20 protein-coding genes, 1 tRNA gene and 3 pseudogenes are annotated in these 17,613 nt (G+C 33.3%); 13 read left to right on the forward strand and 11 right to left on the reverse strand.

Translation table 11 applies throughout. The annotated features are described in order from the left end of the window. Positions 1-262: 262 nt before the first annotated feature. Positions 263-347, reverse strand: a tRNA-Leu gene (locus AAHN00_RS10475). Between the two features lie 548 nt (positions 348-895). Between AAHN00_RS10475 and AAHN00_RS10480 the strand changes: the two genes are divergently transcribed. Continuing rightward, positions 896-1,741 (forward strand): hypothetical protein, encoded by an 846-nt coding sequence (locus AAHN00_RS10480; RefSeq protein ID WP_342271230.1) that lies wholly within the window; start codon positions 896-898, stop codon positions 1,739-1,741. On the opposite strand, the gene tnpA is transcribed toward AAHN00_RS10480, so the two are convergent. Then, positions 1,686-2,111 (reverse strand): IS200/IS605 family transposase, encoded by a 426-nt coding sequence (tnpA, locus tag AAHN00_RS10485; protein WP_342271231.1) that lies wholly within the window; start codon positions 2,109-2,111, stop codon positions 1,686-1,688. The genes AAHN00_RS10480 and tnpA overlap by 56 nt on opposite strands. A 36-nt stretch (positions 2,112-2,147) precedes the next feature. Here tnpA and AAHN00_RS10490 point away from each other — a divergent pair, with 36 nt between their 5' ends. Beyond that, positions 2,148-2,345 carry a hypothetical protein gene (locus tag AAHN00_RS10490; RefSeq protein ID WP_342271232.1) on the forward strand — a complete coding sequence of 66 codons (198 nt, stop codon included), beginning with the start codon at positions 2,148-2,150 and terminating at the stop codon, positions 2,343-2,345. 370 nt (positions 2,346-2,715) lie between these two features. On the opposite strand, the gene AAHN00_RS10495 is transcribed toward AAHN00_RS10490, so the two are convergent. Continuing rightward, the gene (locus AAHN00_RS10495) at positions 2,716-3,900 is read right to left on the reverse strand and encodes an IS3 family transposase (RefSeq protein WP_342270912.1); all 1,185 of its coding nucleotides are present in this window, start codon (positions 3,898-3,900) and stop codon (positions 2,716-2,718) included. Between the two features lie 62 nt (positions 3,901-3,962). On the opposite strand from AAHN00_RS10495, the gene AAHN00_RS10500 reads away from it, so the two are divergent. The 5 genes from AAHN00_RS10500 (at position 3,963) to AAHN00_RS10520 (ending at position 6,662) form a co-directional block, all read left to right on the forward strand. After that, positions 3,963-4,223 carry a hypothetical protein gene (locus tag AAHN00_RS10500; RefSeq protein WP_342271233.1) on the forward strand — a complete coding sequence of 87 codons (261 nt, stop codon included), beginning with the start codon at positions 3,963-3,965 and terminating at the stop codon, positions 4,221-4,223. Positions 4,224-4,335: 112 nt separating this feature from the next. Then, positions 4,336-4,521, forward strand: a complete 186-nt coding sequence (locus AAHN00_RS10505) for a hypothetical protein (protein WP_342271234.1) — start codon at positions 4,336-4,338, stop codon at positions 4,519-4,521. Positions 4,522-4,554: 33 nt separating this feature from the next. Further along, a complete protein-coding gene (locus AAHN00_RS10510) occupies positions 4,555-4,761 on the forward strand; it encodes a hypothetical protein (protein WP_342271235.1) in 207 nt (68 codons plus the stop codon). A 99-nt stretch (positions 4,762-4,860) separates the two neighbouring features. Continuing rightward, complete coding sequence (locus AAHN00_RS10515) at positions 4,861-5,739, forward strand: IS982 family transposase (protein ID WP_342271236.1); 879 nt, start codon at positions 4,861-4,863, stop codon at positions 5,737-5,739. Between the two features lie 188 nt (positions 5,740-5,927). Next, positions 5,928-6,662, forward strand: a complete 735-nt coding sequence (locus AAHN00_RS10520; protein WP_341751895.1) for a Bax inhibitor-1/YccA family protein — start codon at positions 5,928-5,930, stop codon at positions 6,660-6,662. Between the two features lie 465 nt (positions 6,663-7,127). Here AAHN00_RS10520 and AAHN00_RS10525 read toward each other — a convergent pair whose 3' ends face one another. From AAHN00_RS10525 to ubiG, 4 genes are all read right to left on the reverse strand, one after another. After that, entirely contained in the window at positions 7,128-7,292 is a 165-nt protein-coding gene (locus tag AAHN00_RS10525) for a DUF6314 family protein (protein WP_342272651.1), read from the reverse strand. A 367-nt stretch (positions 7,293-7,659) separates the two neighbouring features. Continuing rightward, positions 7,660-8,025, reverse strand: coding sequence for a DUF6314 family protein (locus tag AAHN00_RS10530; RefSeq protein WP_342271237.1), 366 nt, complete (start codon positions 8,023-8,025; stop codon positions 7,660-7,662). A gap of 17 nt (positions 8,026-8,042) precedes the next feature. Beyond that, on the reverse strand, positions 8,043-9,452 hold the full coding sequence (gene gltX, locus AAHN00_RS10535) for a glutamate--tRNA ligase (RefSeq protein ID WP_342272652.1): 1,410 nt from the start codon (positions 9,450-9,452) through the stop codon (positions 8,043-8,045). A 13-nt stretch (positions 9,453-9,465) separates the two neighbouring features. Continuing rightward, positions 9,466-10,224: a bifunctional 2-polyprenyl-6-hydroxyphenol methylase/3-demethylubiquinol 3-O-methyltransferase UbiG gene (gene ubiG / locus AAHN00_RS10540; protein ID WP_341747496.1), complete on the reverse strand. Its 759-nt coding sequence runs from the start codon at positions 10,222-10,224 to the stop codon at positions 9,466-9,468. A gap of 96 nt (positions 10,225-10,320) precedes the next feature. On the opposite strand from ubiG, the gene AAHN00_RS10545 reads away from it, so the two are divergent. Then, positions 10,321-11,085, forward strand: a complete 765-nt coding sequence (locus AAHN00_RS10545; RefSeq protein ID WP_342271238.1) for a metal ABC transporter permease — start codon at positions 10,321-10,323, stop codon at positions 11,083-11,085. A 375-nt stretch (positions 11,086-11,460) separates the two neighbouring features. Here AAHN00_RS10545 and mutM read toward each other — a convergent pair whose 3' ends face one another. Then, positions 11,461-12,279, reverse strand: a complete 819-nt coding sequence (gene mutM / locus AAHN00_RS10550) for a bifunctional DNA-formamidopyrimidine glycosylase/DNA-(apurinic or apyrimidinic site) lyase (protein ID WP_342271239.1) — start codon at positions 12,277-12,279, stop codon at positions 11,461-11,463. Between the two features lie 205 nt (positions 12,280-12,484). Here mutM and ubiE point away from each other — a divergent pair, with 205 nt between their 5' ends. The 4 genes and pseudogenes from ubiE to AAHN00_RS10570 form a co-directional block, all read left to right on the forward strand. Further along, positions 12,485-13,249 (forward strand): bifunctional demethylmenaquinone methyltransferase/2-methoxy-6-polyprenyl-1,4-benzoquinol methylase UbiE, encoded by a 765-nt coding sequence (gene ubiE, locus AAHN00_RS10555; RefSeq protein WP_342271240.1) that lies wholly within the window; start codon positions 12,485-12,487, stop codon positions 13,247-13,249. 362 nt (positions 13,250-13,611) lie between these two features. Then, on the forward strand, positions 13,612-14,604 hold the full coding sequence (locus AAHN00_RS10560) for a hypothetical protein (protein ID WP_342271241.1): 993 nt from the start codon (positions 13,612-13,614) through the stop codon (positions 14,602-14,604). Positions 14,605-14,617: 13 nt separating this feature from the next. Next, positions 14,618-15,037, forward strand: a pseudogene (locus tag AAHN00_RS10565) (IS6 family transposase); the annotation flags it as partial. Positions 15,038-15,391: 354 nt separating this feature from the next. Beyond that, positions 15,392-15,667: pseudogene (locus tag AAHN00_RS10570) on the forward strand (DDE-type integrase/transposase/recombinase); the annotation flags it as partial. A 3-nt stretch (positions 15,668-15,670) separates the two neighbouring features. On the opposite strand, the pseudogene AAHN00_RS10575 reads toward AAHN00_RS10570, so the two are convergent. Next, a pseudogene (locus AAHN00_RS10575) lies at positions 15,671-15,982 on the reverse strand (transposase); the annotation flags it as partial. Positions 15,983-16,075: 93 nt separating this feature from the next. Here AAHN00_RS10575 and AAHN00_RS10580 point away from each other — a divergent pair. Beyond that, on the forward strand, positions 16,076-16,702 hold the full coding sequence (locus AAHN00_RS10580; protein WP_342271242.1) for a transposase: 627 nt from the start codon (positions 16,076-16,078) through the stop codon (positions 16,700-16,702). On the opposite strand, the gene AAHN00_RS10585 is transcribed toward AAHN00_RS10580, so the two are convergent. Further along, the gene (locus tag AAHN00_RS10585; protein WP_342271243.1) at positions 16,694-17,050 is read right to left on the reverse strand and encodes a transposase; all 357 of its coding nucleotides are present in this window, start codon (positions 17,048-17,050) and stop codon (positions 16,694-16,696) included. The genes AAHN00_RS10580 and AAHN00_RS10585 overlap by 9 nt on opposite strands. Beyond that, positions 17,034-17,603 (reverse strand): transposase, encoded by a 570-nt coding sequence (locus tag AAHN00_RS10590; protein WP_342271244.1) that lies wholly within the window; start codon positions 17,601-17,603, stop codon positions 17,034-17,036. The genes AAHN00_RS10585 and AAHN00_RS10590 overlap by 17 nt, the downstream gene beginning before the upstream one ends. Between the last annotated feature and the right edge of the window lie 10 nt (positions 17,604-17,613).

Raw genomic sequence — 17,613 nt, forward strand, 5'->3', positions numbered from 1 at the left:
TATATATACTCAGCTAGACCTTCAAGAATTAAGGTTATCGTACCCTAAAAAGATCAAAGTTGTTCTGTTACTCATGTATACTGCTCGTAAATGAAGAGCTGCTAGACGATAGTATAACTTCAAGAAGAGCTAGGCAGTAGCAAAGTCGAGCAGCGTAGCGTACATGAGTAACGGAGCAGCTTCGATCTTTAGACACGACAACGCCAATTCTTGAAGTTCTACCTGAGTATACGCACAGCTAGCTCTTCTTGAAGTTATACGATGGTACCTCTGACCGGACTTGAACCAGCAGGCCTTTTGAGCTGTAGATTTTGAGTCTACCGTGTCTACCATTCCACCACAGAGGCATTAAATCCCTAAAAATTAGTTCATATTTTTTAACTTTTGTAGACAAAATAGCAATATCTTTGTATCATGTAAATAACTAAATTAGACTTGCTGCATAAATCAAAGAAGCTTTCGGGATTTTTAGGAGAAACGAAGCCGAGTGCCGCAGCGTACACAGACGTACGTGAGGAGCGGAGGCGAGTTTCGACGACAAAATCACCAACTAGATTGGCTTATGCAGTAAGTCTATTGCCTTGGACTAAATTCCGTTACAAATTCGAGAACGGAAATAACAATCTATAAGACCATTAGATAGAAATGTCCCCACAACCTAAATTATCCTTGTCGTATTTATTATCTTATCTTGACAAAGTGATAAAAAGTATAGTTAATTATAGTTAGTTTTAATTAATTAAGATTCCTTATGAAAAATATATCCAACCCAAAACCAGTTTCTGTTAGTTACTAGAACATAGACCTTACAAATTCTAAAGAAAAAGCAAAATTAATAACACAGCTAAGAAAAAAGAATGTCGATGCTCTTGATTTATCTAATAGTAAGGTTCAATTGGACAAAGAGATATTAGAGGCTATTATAGGAAATCCAATTTCCGAGTTTGATTTATCTGGTAACAATTTGGGAGATACCGGAGCTAAGGCAGTTGCAGGCATTATTCAGAATAATACTAAGCTTAAGATTCTAAAGTTAAGTAACAACCAAATTGGAGGTGAGGGCATGGGAGCTTTGTCATCCGCTTTTGATCATAATAAAACTGTTACTGATCTTGATCTATCGAATAATTATCTAGGAGATGAAGGAGCTAAAGAAGTTGCAACACTTCTTACTAATAATTCTACTATTACTGATATAAATTTAGATCATAACGAAATTGGAACAAACGGTCTGATACATTTACCATTCTCTCTTCTTAATCGAAACACTACTAATATTTCTTTAGCTGCTGCTGATATTCCAGAACAAGCTGTTGCACGTTTTGCAAAAGTGTTACAACAGAACGGAAACGTACACTCAATTAACTTCGTGGATAAAGAGCAAAATGGTAATATAGAAGTGTATGCTCAAAAATTAGTTGATACTATAATTAAAATTAGAGATTCCAATGGTCTTGATAAAGAAAGTCAGAAAGAATTTAATAACCTAGTTTGGGAATGTATTGTCCCACGTCCCAAGTGGAAAGATCTTTTTAAGGACTTAGTAACAAACTCTAAGGAACCTTACTTATTTGACCCGAATACTCTTGATGCAGACGGAAAGCGAATGTTATCCCAAGTCAGAACGCCCTCGCAAAGCGAGGGGCTTGACGGTTATGAGCAGCCCAAAGGGCTGCCATTGTTAATTAAAATTCTCCTGATTCGTCAGAGCCTAAACTATCAAGTTGCTCTTGATTCTTAATGTAGTGTTTGATCTGATTCTCTTCAAATCCTACAGTTGAGACCGCATAACCTCTAGCCCACAACTTTTCTCCATTAAAATTACGTTTTCGTCCACCAAACTGCCTAGCAACGGCTATAGCACTTTTCCCCTTGATATAGCCTATTACTTCAGCTACAGAATATTTAGGAGGAATCTTGATGAGCATATGCACATGATCTTGTACCATATGCCCCTCTATGATCTTGCTCCCACGTTGAAAAGCTAACTCATGGAATACGTTCCCAAGATATTTTCTAACCTTCCCGTACAATTCTTTTTTACGACACTTTGGAGTTAACCACTCTGCACTGCAAGTGCAGAGCTTAATATTACGGCATGAATGCCTCATGTATGTACTAACTTAAAAGTTAGAAACTATTTGTGTATGGCTCATTTAGAAAGTGTCACAACACAAAAAAATATATCTGTGAAGTGTAAGATTTTGTTAAAAAATATCCTATCTTTTCTTGATAAGATATTTAAAATTTATGTTGAAACGACGCACTGCAAGTGCGGGGTTTTTCTCCCAAAGTGGGACAATAAACACAATATGATATTTGCAATCCCATTTAGAATGATTTAAACTTTCGTATGTTGTCATATATTTTCTCCTTTGACCGTCAAGCCAAAGAAGTTATATATGATAACTTTTTATAGTCACCTTTTTGGTTAAAACCCCCAGCTTCAGCTGGGAAAGACTTCAGTCCTTGTTCTAATATTTCAATTCACTATAACTTGAATATATGATATTTTAATATACATAAGAGCAAGCTCTTCATGTATATTAAAATATCATATATGACAGATTATAACAAGACTAGCCACACTGTATTTTACCATCGCTTTCATGTTGTTTGGATCACTAAATATCGCTACAAAGTATTGCAGGGGAAACTGGACTGATTTTTCAAGACAAATTTTTCACTAATTTTGTTTCCCATTTTACATAATTTTTAAGCTGCATTTTGTAAGTAATCAAGATACACGTTCATCGGTTTTTTATAACCAATACTTGAATGGAATCTTTGATTGTTATATTTATCCATGTATTTATCAATACCATCTTTAAGTTCTGCGATATTTTTAAAATCATTTATAAATATACAATTATATTTTAAAGTTCTAAAAAATCTTTCAATCACAATATTATCAATGCTTCTACCCTTACCGTTCATTGAGATTTGTATATTATTCTCTTTTAGAATTCCCGTATGCTCATGTCCAGTATATTGACTACCCTGATCACTATTGAATATTTGTGGTGCAGGGTATTTATTCAGTGCATCTTTTAATACATCGGTTACAAGTGATGCATCCATAGAATTAGATACTTTATAACTTAGTATTGCCTTACTATGCCAATCTATAATCGCCACAAGATACATAAATCCTCCGTTAGTTCTAATATAAGTAATGTCACCACTCCACACTTGATTAACATAAGGTACATGAATAGTTCTATTCGTTCCTGATTTGTGCCAGTACGGCTCAAGCAAATAGCTATAAATTTTATGTTGACCATCCTTCACAGAAGTAGATTGCTTTTTATGAGGATGAATAGCTTCTATACCCATTATTCCCATATATTTAAGCACCCTATCTCTGCCCACATTAAAGCCGTCTTCCAATAATTGTTTGTATATATAACGATAACCATACTCAGGGTTATCCGTATATATTTCATCTATTCTATTTAAAATATCAAGATTATATAAGCTCATTACTTTAGCTTTATAATATACTCCAGATCTGCTTATCTTTAATAGTTCACATTGCCTTGTCTTTGCTAACGTACTCAGCTTGGGGTCGACAAGACTTTTCTTATTTGATAAGTCCAAGCTGTTTAGCTTTCCCACCGCCCAGTCCCTCTCGACTGTAGCCTTACCTAATGCTTTTGCAAGTTCATCGTTTTGATTCTTAAGTTCACTAATCTGCCCTTTGTACTCACTAACAGCTTTTGCTGGCTCAAATGCCAATGACGCATTATCTAAAAATTGTCGTTTCCAGTTTTGCATAGTTTTAGCCGTTACTTCATATTTGACCGATAACTGACCTATTGTTGATTCTTCTTTTAACATCTCTAATACTATTTTAGTTTTTGCTTCTGCACTAAAATTTTTAATTTGTTTTTTACCCATTTGTTTCTCTTTAATTTTATTTATTATTCTATACTTATTGAGAAACAAAAATACCTGCTTCTTTGTCTAATTTTTTCAGTCCATTATACTCACATCTTGACCTACTAACTAGGACAATTGTTCATGGTCAAGATGTATCAACAACAGATAGATTATCGTCCGTTGCTCCTAAAAAAGCTACACCAGAATATAACCCAAAAATGCAAGTAGCGGTAGAAAAGCTGGGAAAAACTATGTCTTCATATATGGCTTCCACATCTCAAAGTAATGCTACACCCAATACAGGCAAAAAACATGAGCAATCTAGTGGTTTTACAAGATAACTTAGTTAACCACTCTGCACTGCAAGTGCAGAGCTTAATATTACGGCATGAATGCCTAATTTATGTACTAACTTAAAAGTTAGAAACTATTTGTGTATGGCTCATTTAGAAAGTGTCACAACACAAAAAGAATATATCTGTGAAGTGTAAGATTTTGTTAAAAAATATCTGTATGATTCATTCTTATCTTTTCTTGATAAGATATTTAAAATTTATGTTGAAACGACGCACTGCAAGTGCGGGGTTTTTCTCCCAAAGTGGGACAATAAAAACTCATAGGATCGATATCTACTTTTAATTTTATAAATCTTACATTTGACATAAATATTGTATGCCCAAAAAAACTAAAAACATAAAAGATGATATAGACAAGGGCTATCTAGCTGACTTAGAAGATAATGAAGATAAATTACCTAAAAATAGAAGTACTAAAATTTATAATATTTCTATTTGGGACGAAATGAATGCGGCGGATGGCAAGATACATGAGCTGAAACTTGCTGGTAATGATGATAATTCTGATAGTGTTAGTGAATAATAAATAACCCCAGTTGCCAATTAAATAGGAGAGATGAAAGGTAGATTTTAAAAGGGACATAGGTTATTTTATCTTTTTCAACCAATAACAAAATAACCTATGAAAAAAGATTTTACCGCAATTTACTGTTTTGTCGACGATTTTATAAAGAATTTGGAAAATAATTTGCCTACAATTAATAGTAGTAAATTTAAACCTGGTGTAAGTAATTATTTATCAATAAGCGAAGTAGTAACCATATTAATTGGTTACTATGATTCATATTGTGATTGTTTTAAGCATTATTACAAACAAGTAATCTTACATAATTATACAGAAGATTTTAAACTTGTTAGCTATGAACATTTTACTAAATTGATAGGTAGAAGTATGCCTTATTTAGCAATATTACTGAATCATTTGCTTGCTGAATGCACAGGTCTGTCTTTTGTAGATGCTACAGGTATAGCCGTATGTAAGAATTATCGTATAAGTTCACATAAGGTTTTTAAAGGAATAGCGGCAAGAGGAAAAACCACTAAGGGGTGGTTTTATGGACTAAAGTTACATTTAATCATAGATACCGAAGGTAATCTGATAAAGGTATCTTTCAGCAGTGGTAATAAGGATGATAGGAAAGGGCTTAAAGGAATGATATCTGGTATATATGGCAAAGTTTTTGGCGATCGCGGTTATATATCTAAAGAATTATTTGATGATTTGCATGACAAAGGCATCCAACTTATTACTCGGGTTAAAAAGAATATGAAAAATATATTACTCCCTATTACAGATAAGGTTATGTTGCTCAAAAGAACTCTGATAGAAACCGTAATAGGCAAACTTAAATTTCTTGATAAATTGGAGCATTCTAGACATAGATCAGTTACAAATGCATTTAGTCATATGCTATCCTGCCTAATCAATTATCAGTTGCTAGAAAACAAACCTTCTATCAAAACTTTGCTGCCTATAGAACTTTTTGATATACCAAATTAATTGGCAACTGGGGTTAAATATTAATCTAGGAAACTAAATTATAAAATTTCCTCTCTAATCTTTTCTTTGCTTTTATAAACGTTTCATGATAATTTAAATAAATATTTCACTATTTTCTTCTTGAAAAGAAAAGGTATGAAGCTTATACTATTATAGTATAAATAATAACATGATTCATGGGGTTTCTTATGATTGATTACACAAAGACTTTTACTGCTACTCAGAAAACATATGATGTCGGACTGAGAGAATATATGCTTAAGGTCTATAATTATATGGCGTTAGCTCTTGTGCTAACTGGAGTAATGGCTTTTGCTACTATATCATTTGAGCCATTAACTAGGCTTTTATTTCAAGTTGAAGCAAATGGACAGTTCATGGGCTATACCGGTTTAGGAACATTGGTAATGATTTCTCCTGTGGGAATTGCTTTGTACTTTTTTATGGGATTTGGCAGGATGAGTCTAGATACTACTAAAGTATTGTTTTGGGTTTATGCTGCTTTAACTGGTATGTCTTTAGCATCCCTCGGGCTTATCTATACAGGAGAGTCAATTGCTCGAACTTTCTTTATTTGTGCATCTGTTTTTGGTGCAATGAGCCTTTATGGGTATAGTACCAATAGGGATTTGACATCAATGGGGTCATTTCTTATCATGGGGTTATTTGGTCTTATCATTGTGTCACTAGTCAACATATTTTTACAAAGCTCAGCTATATATTTTGCAACGTCTCTCATTGGGGTTGGTATATTTATGGGTATTATTGCATGGGATACTCAAAAAATTAAGTCTATGTATTTTATGTCTGGAGGTGGAGAGTTAGGACAAAAAATGTCCATAATGGCCGCTTTTAATTTGTATTTAGACTTTATTAATTTGTTCTTACATCTTCTAAGATTCTTTGGTAATAGAAGAAACTAGTATTACAGTTGTAGTTACGAACTACCATTCCCGTGAAGGCACAACAGTTGTGAGTTATAAAAAACCGTCTATTAGGCACGAGGTGCTGTTGTTAAACCGTCATTGCGAGGAGTCGCTGTAAGCGGCGACGTGGCAATCCAAAAATTGCAGTGGCAAAAAATAAAACAGCAAGCTGTTTATTTGGATTGCCACGCCACTTTGTGGTTCACGATGACAATTATTTGTTTCTATAATAGACCTCTTTCGAAACTCGCTTATGTGCAAGGGTGTGAAGGAGACGCTTCACCTCGAACCACAGCGTACTCTAATTCCGTTACGGATTCGAGTGCCGCATCATTGTCCAAATCACCAACTAGAAGTAGAGTTTCGAAAGAGGTCTAATTTAGTATTTTCTGTCATTAGTTGAGACCTTTAAACTACCCTAGGGTGACATTGAAGGTACGGTAATGTTAGATTATATTGAGTTCAGGATATTCTAGTAAAACTAGTTTTTATCGTATAATTTTTGTTAGGGCCTAAAACTTTATAACTCAGTTCAAAAGAATTCTTATTTAAAAATGTGTAATTAGCTTGATAAATATCCAAGTTACATTGATGTGTACCTTTAGCCTGAAAAGGAGTATTAGAGATAAAATGTAATTGGTAAACTCAATAACAACCAGCTGAAGCTGGTGGGTTGATATCTAGACTGGAAGTCGCTATTACTCTAAAGAGATATTACTAATGCCTGTGCTATCTCTCTGATCCTAATTCTTATAAGTTACCCTGCAATACTTTTGTAGCGATATTTAGTGATCCAAACAACATGAAAGCGATGGTAAAATACAGTGTGGCTAGTCTTGTTATAATCTGTCATATATGATATTTTAATATACATGAAGAGCTTGCTCTTATGTATATTAAAATATCATATATTCAAGTTATAGTGAATTGAAATATTAGAACAAGGACTGAAGTCTTTCCCAGCTGAAGCTGGGGGTTTTAACCAAAAAGGTGACTATAAACCATTGTTATTTTCATTAACAAAATATTTAACAATTTTGTTTTGCTCTAGAGAGTATAGATACTCCTTAAAAGCTTTTACCCTATTGGTATTAGCATAATATTCAACATCAAGCTCCTCTCTGTATAATATACGTGAATGAGGTGAGCTATGTCCTTTATCTTCTATAAAGTAAGCGATTCCTTTAGCTGTACCATAATTGCCTAAAATTCTCGTAATAGCATATGTTCCAACTAGGTTGTGAAATATATTTAAGTGATTCTCTAAATTAGTTCTCGCAAATACTTGCTGGGAATTCACGTACTGACGTACTTCATGTATAGCTAGTCCGCTCATCCCTTGTTTATTGTCCCCATTCATAGGATCATTTAAATCTATTAAATCATTTGAGTACATTTCAACCTAGCAATAGCATTTTCTTTACCAATTATGGCGATAATTTCAAAAATACTTGGAGAAGCAGTCATGCCTGTTATTAGAGATCTAATGGATTGCATGAGATTTGCAAGTTTAATATTATTATTCTTGGCTATTTCTTTAAATTTTATTTGAATTGAGTCTTTATCAGAATTTTGTAAATTTTTTAATTCCTCAATAACTTGCTCTAGCAAATTTTTATCACAATTCTTGATTATCTCTTTGGCTTCCTCAGAGTAGATAATAGGAACGTTAATCAAGTAAATCTTGGCTAGTTCAGCTAATTCGACTAAATTTGTGCTTCTTATCTTCAAGTTTGGCATTGCTTGCTTAATATATTCCGTTTCTTCCGTGGTAATTTTATAAGTTTTTTGCAAATTCTCACAAATCATTTTTGTTAATAGCTTAGCATCAAGCTGACGTAGATAATGAGCATTTAAATTATCCATTTTGGCAAAATCAAGACGGGAAGGTGATTTACCAAGCCCTTCAAGGTTAAACCATTCTATAGCTTGTTGTCTTGAAATAATCTCATTATCTTTGTGACTCCATCCTAACCTTAGTAAATAATTACACAAGCTCTCGGGTAAATATCCCATATCTTGGTATGCTTTTATTCCAAGAGCACCATGTCTTTTAGATAATTTTGTTCCATCATCACCGTGTATTAATGGTATATGTATCATATGTGGTACATCCCAACCAAAGGCTTGATAAAGTAGGGTTTGACGAGCAGCATTAGTTAAATGGTCATCCCCCCTGATAATATGGGTAATCTGCATATCGTGGTCGTCCACTACTACTGCCAACATATAGGTGCTACTTCCATCGCTACGTAACAGCACCATATCATCTAGGTGGGAGTTTTCAATGGTAACATCCCCTTGTAAAGCATCATGGATAGTTGTATAGCCAGTTCTTGGAGCTTTCAGCCTAATCACTGCTTTTGTGGATCGGTAACCTTTCGGAAAGTTACAAGGGTCAGCATCTCGCCAAGGACTTTGAAATAAAAAATGTTGTTTATTAGCTATAGCATTATCTCGCTGCCGATCTATTTCTTCTTGAGGTGTAAAACAATAATAAGCTTTTCCTTCATCTAGTAATTTCAGAGCTGCTTTTTTGTATAAATCATTTCTTTTAGACTGAAAAACCACTTCACCGTCCCAGTCTAAACCAAGCCATTTCAAACCAGAAAATATAGCATTTACTGCATCTTCGGTTGATCTTGTTTTATCAGTATCCTCAATTCGAAGTAAAAATTTGCCATTATGGTGTTTGGCAAATAAATAATTAAACAATGCTGTCCTTGCCCCGCCAATATGCAAGAAGCCACTAGGGGAGGGGGCGAATCTAGTAATTATAGTCATAATATTTCCTTGAAAGTTAATCTAGAGGGAGTTCTGCAAGAGGTCTAGTTAAATAAGCAAAATAATTTACCTCTATATCATCACTCAACTGCCAACTTCTATTGACAATATTATAAGTTAAGCCCTTAAGCTCTTTAAGCTCTATGTTATTTTTACTAAACATAGAATAAATTTCAGATGGTTTAAGAAATTTACTATGGTCATGGGTTTTTTTTGGTATCCAATTAAGCAGGTATTCTGCCATCAAAATAGCTAACATATAAGCTTTTACAGTACGGTTAATTGTTGAAATTATAATCATGCCATTTGGTTTTACTAGATTGGCAAGGTTTTTTACAAAATCACTAGGATTGTCTATATGTTCCATAACTTCTAAACATAGTACCACATCATACTGTTTGCTATTTGAGTATACTAATTCCTCAGCAGTAGATTTAAGATATTGTATATTCAAATTTTCTTCTTCAGCATGCTTCATCGCAATATCTATATTACTTTGTAGTGCATCTATGCCAGTAATTGTGCCATTTAGTTTACAGAGAGCAGAGGTAATTAATCCCCCGCCACATCCTACGTCTAAAATATCTAATTTTGAAGGTAGTACTACATCATCATCTATATTAAAATGATCTTTTATCTTATCTATTATGTAACCAAGACGAATAGGATTTATTTGATGAAGAATTTTAAACTCTCCATCTTCCTGCCACCACCCGCTAGAAATTTTACTAAACTTTTCTAGTTCTATTTGATTAATAGAAGATTTTGTAGACATATTTCTTTACTGGTTATAGAATCCATTCCTAATATACCATAGAAATCATGAAGCACTAAGTGCTATTCTCAAATTATTTAGCAAAAATCGTATAAAATGACTATAATAATATTAACTATAATTCTAATCAGTCTAATTTTTGCTCCTCTTGGTTGTATAAGCTTATGGAAAAAATATATTTATTTTGGTGATGGTCTTTCGCACGCGAGTTTACTGGCTGGAAGTATTAGTATCCTTGTCCATTTGCCTGTTGTTTATTCAGGACTAGTTGTTGCCGTTATATTTGCTATCTTGGTGTTTACGTTAAAACATAGGTCAGGTGGTAGTAGCGTGGTAATGTTAATATCAAGTTTTATGTTATCTTTAGCCTTAGTAGTAGGTTATATGTACCCACTACAGATTAAGATCACTAACCTATTATTTGGCGATATTTTATCTGCCTCTTTAAATGATATATTAACCTTATCAATTATACTTATATTCGTTATTTCTTTCGTTTGGTATTTCTATAGCCAAATTATTCTAATTGTCATTAATAGAGATATTGCACAAATTAAGGGGGTGAAAGTAAGAACGATTGAATTGGCATTTTTGTTACTGTTATCTTTATCAGTATTCTTGACTATTAAGATTGTTGGGGCATTACTCGTTACTAGTATTTTGCTGATTCCAGCCATGACTGCTAGGATGATTTCTAGTAATCCAGTACAAATGATTATCAATTCAGTTATCGTAGCTTTAATTGTAGACTTCCTTGGCTTAGTAGTGTCATTATATCTTGACATACCAATTACCCCAATAATTACGGTAATAAACACCATAGTTTATTGTTTATTCTATATAATTTCACGGGCAAGTTAACCACTCTGCACTGCAAGTGCAGAGCTTAATATTACGGCATGAATGCCTCATGTATGTACTAACTTAAAAGTTAGAAACTATTTGTGTATGGTTCATTTAAAAAGTGTCACAACACAAAAAGAATATATCTGTGAAGTGTAAGATTTTGTTAAAAAAATATCTTATCTTTTCTTGATAAGATATTTAAAATTTATGTTGAAACGACGCACTGCAAGTGCGGGGTTTTTCTCCCAAAGTGGGACAATAAAACAGGATTTTTTAGATTATAGTCAATTGATAAGAGTTTGGTAACGTCGTCTTCGATCGCTTCCCTATTATCTAGAGGCTTCGTTCCATCGTTCCTGCTATCCAATTCTCCTGAATTGATTATATCTCTTATTTTTGGCAAATAGAACAATAGAAACTAGTTCTGCCGGATTGTTTTATTTTCCTTATTATTCCCTCGCAGTTTAGACATTTTTGATTTTCTCGTGCATAGACCTGTAATTCTTGTTGGAAGTAACCAGGTTTACTATCACCGCTAACAAAATCTTTGAGAGTAGTACCTCCTGCTGATATTGCCTTTGTTAAAACATTTTTAATGGCTAATACCAAATTACTTATTTCCTTGTTTGACAAACTACTACCCAGTCTGCTTGGGTGTATTTTAGCAATAAAAAGGCTTTCAGAAGCATATATATTACCAACACCGACAATAATCCGATTATCCATTAATAAATTTTTTATCGGAACAGAGCGATTTAATAATTTTGTTTTTAGATACTCATCAGACATATCATTTGACAAAGGTTCTACACCTAAATTTAGTAAAAACTTTTCTTGGGCAAGGTTTGTTAGCATACTATAAATCATCCCGAAACGTCGTGGATCATTAAAAACTAATTTCTCACAAGTTGTCAAAGATATAACTACGTGATCATGCGTTTGTAGCCTATAATCACTAGGTTGTAGGGTCAGCCTACCAGTCATGCCAAGATGTACAATAATGGAATAATAATTATCCAAATCTATTAGCAAATATTTTGCCCTACGTCTTAAAGCTACAATTCTTGCTAACTCTACATTTGACTCTAACTGATCGCTTAGTTTATAGCGTATATCATCTCGTTTCTTATCGAGTTTATTGATGGTAGCCCCTACTATTCGCTGTTCTAGACAACGTTTTAATGTTTCAACCTCAGGAAGTTCTGGCATTTTTACATTTTAACACTATTAATTATTCATTATATATCATAATATAACATATACTCGGTGAACTTCAAGAATTGGCGTTGTCGTGTCTAAAGATCGAAGCTGCTCACGTACTAATGTACGCTCCGCTCCCCGACTTTGACACTCCTAGCTCTTCTTGAAGTTGACCTTCGTCTACCAACTCTTCATTTACGAGCAGTATAGTAATATGAAAAATAATGATAACCAATCTGAGCAAGTAAATTTTGGCTTCTCAAAAGTGAGCTTTGATCAGAAAAGAGATTTAGTTAAAGATATCTTTTCTAGTGTTGCTAATAAATATGATGTAATGAATGACTTAATGAGTTTGGGAGTACATCGTTTGTGGAAAGATGAATTTGTTAGACATATCCCCAATTTAAAATCAAATATATTGGATGTGGCAAGTGGCACAGGTGACATAGCTTTTAGAATAATAAAGCGAGCATCGACAAAAAATATATTAGTGCAGTTGACAATGTGTGATATAAATCATGATATGCTGGAGGTAGCACGTCACAAAGCTGTTGATACTAATATATTACAGGGATTAGAGTATGTCGTCGCTGATGCAGAAAGCTTACCTTTTGCTGATAATAGTTTCGATTATTATACTATAGCATTTGGTATTAGGAATGTGGCAAAAATTGACAATGCCCTAAAAGAAGCATATCGAGTACTAAAACCTGGGGGTAAATTTTTATGTTTAGAATTTTCTAAAGTGGAATACGATTGTTTGAAGCAATTATACCAGTTTTATTCGTTTAATATTATTCCTAAGATTGGTAAAATTATAGCAAACAACGAATCAGCTTATCAATATTTGGTGGAAAGTATTAATGTATTCCCAGCTCAGGAGAGTTTTGCAATTATGCTAAAGGATGTCGGCTTTACTGATGTTAGTTATAAGAATCTTACTTTAGGTGTTGCTGCTATTCATAGTGCTTATAAATAATAGACTTGCTGCATAAATCAAAGATAGTTGAGGGATTTTTAGGAGAAACGAAGCCGGCTACCTTCGCGTACACAGACGTACGTGAGGAGCGGAGGCGAGTTTCGACGACAAAATCACCAACTAGATTGACTTATGCAGCAAGTCTAATGAAGATGTTGCTAAAATATCAACTGAGATCAGAGAGTTATTGACCATCATTCACATATACCATGCTAGTGAATTATTGGATATTGTTTTTATAGATAAAAAATATTAGAATAATAGTTACAATTTAAGAATGCTTGACTAATAATTTAGTATTAGTTTTAATAATAAAATAGTTAACCAAACCCTAATATGGTGAAATATAAGTGAAATATAAAATGACCAATGATTTAGATAATGATGCTTCTAAGAGGAATTTTATTAAAAAAGAGTATGAGAAATTTGAGGGAAGGGTACGTAATGCTACTTCAAGGACACAATTAGCTTTGATTATAGCTGATGCTGGTAGTTTAGCTTTAATGGCTAGTCAGCTAGGGATAGATATTGGAATACTGGAATTAATAGCAACTGCAGTAAGTAAAACTCTTGGTTATGAAACAACTGAGCAAATCCAAGTTGTGGATTTCAATGAGGGCATAAGATTAGCAAAAGAACAAGAAAAAATTGATAGAGAGCATAAAGTTCAAGGCATTTATAAAGCTTTTGATTCTTTTTATGATGATTCTCTTAATAGACAAAGGAAAGATAATGAAAGTTTACACGAAATCTTTGAAGCTACAAAAGCAGGTCGGAAACTTACTGAGGAAGAAAAGCAGAAATTTAGTAAAACACCTGAACAAATAAAAGAAGAAAACGCTCGTAGTAAACACATGCGGCTAACTAAAAAGCTAGCTAAAATAGAACGAGAACATCACTCTAATGAAATAAAGAAAATTGAGGAATATGAGGAACAAGTTAAGCATTTATCAGAGAATCACCTGGAAAGAATCTTGTTGGCTAATCAGAAAAAACATCATGAAGATTACTGTAATTTAGTTAATAAGAAAATAGATCAGTACAAAGCATACAAGCAAGGAATAAAACAACAGGCTTACAATATTTGTCTTAATAAAGAGTTAGCTGAGAACAATAGATGTAACGAAGATGCGGCACAATTTTGGGAGGAAGTATTTCATAAGGTATACGATGTTACTCCAGAGGAAATGGCTAAAAAGTTAACTCCAATGGAAAAACAGCCCCAAACTTTTATTACTTTGCCACCTTCAAAAGCTAGAAGTACATTATCGTCAAAAATCCTAGCCATTCCAGCATCTCAACAGGTTCTGTCGCATATGTTGGACAATAGAAAAAAGATTGATATAATGATCTAAAAAAGATGTTAAGATGTTTCGTATTACTGCAAGATTATTATCATATTTCAAAGGATTTTGTTCTTCACCAGAAATAATAATGTTATTTGTCTATATGAAATCCCGATTTTCTTTAAGTTATCGAGATTTGGAAGAAATGATGAGTATAAGGGAAGCAAAAATTGATCACTCTACATTACAAAGATGGGTTATAAAATTTGTACCATTGATAGATCAGGTGGTTAGAAAAAGAAAGAAGCCAGTTGGTAGTAGTTGGAGAATGGATGAGACTTATATTAAATTAAACGGTAAATGGGTTTATTTATATAGAGCACTAGATAGTCTTGGTAATACTGTAGACTTTCTGCTACGTAAGCATAGAGACAAGCCTGCAGCACTTGCATTTTTTCGTAAAGCCTTTAGAGAGAATAATTTTCCTGAGAAAGTAGTAATTGCTCAATAACAACCAGCTGAAGCTGGTGGGTTGATATCTAGACTGGAAGTCGCTATTACTCTAAAGAGATATTACTAATGCCTGTGCTATCTCTCTGATCCTAATTCTTATAAGTTACCCTGCAATACTTTGTAGCGATATTTAGTGATCCAAACAACATGAAAGCGATGGTAAAATACAGTGTGGCTAGTCTTGTTATAATCTGTCATATATGATATTTTAATATACATAAGAGCAAGCTCTTCATGTATATTAAAATATCATATATTCAAGTTATAGTGAATTGAAATATTAGAACAAGGACTGAAGTCTTTCCCAGCTGAAGCTGGGGGTTTTAACCAAAAAGGTGACTATAAAAGCGGTAGTAATACGGCTGCTCTTAATGATTTGAATATAGAAGTTCCTAAAGATTATAAAATTAAGGTTATTCAGACCAAATACCTGAATAATCTTGTAGAACAAGATCATAGGTTTATCAAAAAACGTACAAAGCCAATGCTTGGTTTTAAGAGTTTTCATTCTGCAGAAATGACTATTACCGGTATAGAAAATATTCGTATGATGCAAAAAAGACAAATAATTGGAGCTAATGATAGAGTCTTTCTAATTAAGTGTGTAAATTTTTCATAGGGCTTAAATTCTACCTTCAAATTTTATCAAAAAGTGAGCCATAGCTGCGTTCCAGTTTGGAATCGGCATAACCCATTTCTTGGTCATATAATCAATTGCCAAATATAAGGTCTTAAAAACAGCATTATCATTTGGAAAAACCCGTTTATTCTTAGTAACCTTACGTAATTGGCTATTGACAGATTCTACACTATTAGTTGTGTATATTACTTTCCTTATCGCCTCAGGGTATCCTAGAAAAACCATTAAATTTTCCCAATGAACATACCAAGATTTAGCAATTTGTGGATACTGTTTACTCCATTTAGCTTCAAAAGATTCGAGTCTGTCCTATAGTTTGTGTAAGTTGCAAAGAAAGCAGTAAGAGATTACTGTAAAAAAAGTAACTTAAGCAAGCAAGGAGGAATTATGGCTAAAAAATTAGATACAGATAAAGATACATTAGACATCAGTAATCAGCTAGTAGAAGAATTATTATCAAAAGCAGATCCATCGGAGTTATTTGGTCGAGATGGTTTATTTCAACAGCTAAAGAAGCAAATAGTTGAGAAAATATTAGCAAGTGAGTTGGATCATGAATTAGGATATTCAAAACATAGCAAGATGCCAAAAGTAGATAATAATCGTCGTAATGGTAGCTATGAGAAGACAGTAATTGATGGGGATGGTCGTAAGCTGACAGTAGAAGTACCAAGAGATCGGGAAGGAGAGTATAATCCTCAATTAATACCAAAAGGGCTGAGGAGATTTAATGGATTTGATGAGAAAGTGATATCCCTTTATGGTCGCGGTATGACAGTCAGCGAGATCCGAGGGCATTTAGAAGAAATATATCAAACTGATGTATCTGGTGACTTGATATCCACCATAACAGATGGGGTGATAGAAGAAGTAACTAGGTGGCAAAATCGTTGTTTAGATAGGGTGTATCCAATATTATACTTGGACTGTATCTATGTAAAATCTAGAGACAATCACATAGTAATAAATAAAGCAGTATATTTAGCACTTGCTGTAAATATAACCTCAGTTTGATGCAAGATGAAGGTTGAGATTGTTTAATTTTCCAAAAGCTACAGAAATTTTATTAGGTTTGAAAACATAGGCAAGTAGCCCAGCTAATACATTAGTTTGAAAATTCATAACAGATCTATGCCTTGTATGGTCTATATGAAAAAGGTTTTTCAATTGATCATTAATGGTTTCAATAATGTGCCTTTTATTTAAAAACTGCTTTTTAATAGGATCTATTATTCTTTCTTTCATATTACTTTTAATTTTTGTTATTAGTTCTAAACCTTGATTAGCAAGGGATTGAGTGAGTTTTTGAGCCTTTCTAATTAAGTGTGTAAATTTTTCATAGGGCTTAAATTCTACCTTCAAATTTTATCAAAAAGTGAGCCATAGCTGCGTTCCAGTTTGGAATCGGCATAACCCATTTCTTGGTCATATAATCAATTGCCAAATACAAGGTCTTAAAAACGGCATTATCATTTGGAAAAACCCGTTTATTCTTAGTAACCTTACGTAATTGGCTATTGACAGATTCTACACTATTAGTTGTGTATATTACTTTCCTTATCGCCTCAGGGTATCCTAGAAAAACCATTAAATTTTCCCAATGAACATACCAAGATTTAGCAATTTGTGGATACTGTTTACTCCATTTAGCTTCAAAAGATTCTAAAGCAAGATGTGCTTCTTCCTCTGTGCTAGCAGTATATATAGGCTTTAAATCAGCCGCTAATTCTTTTCGGTCTTTATATGATACATATTTTAAACTATTTCTAATCTGATGTACAATACATAATTGATGTTCGGTTTTCGGAAAAACTGCTTCTATTGCCTCAGACATACCGGTTAAATTATCACTGCAAGCAATAAGGAAACTGGACTGATTTTTCAAGACAAATTTTTCACTAATTTTGTTTCCCATTTTACATAAT

The organism is Candidatus Tisiphia endosymbiont of Parasteatoda lunata, from assembly GCF_964030955.1.
Classification (GTDB): domain Bacteria; phylum Pseudomonadota; class Alphaproteobacteria; order Rickettsiales; family Rickettsiaceae; genus Tisiphia.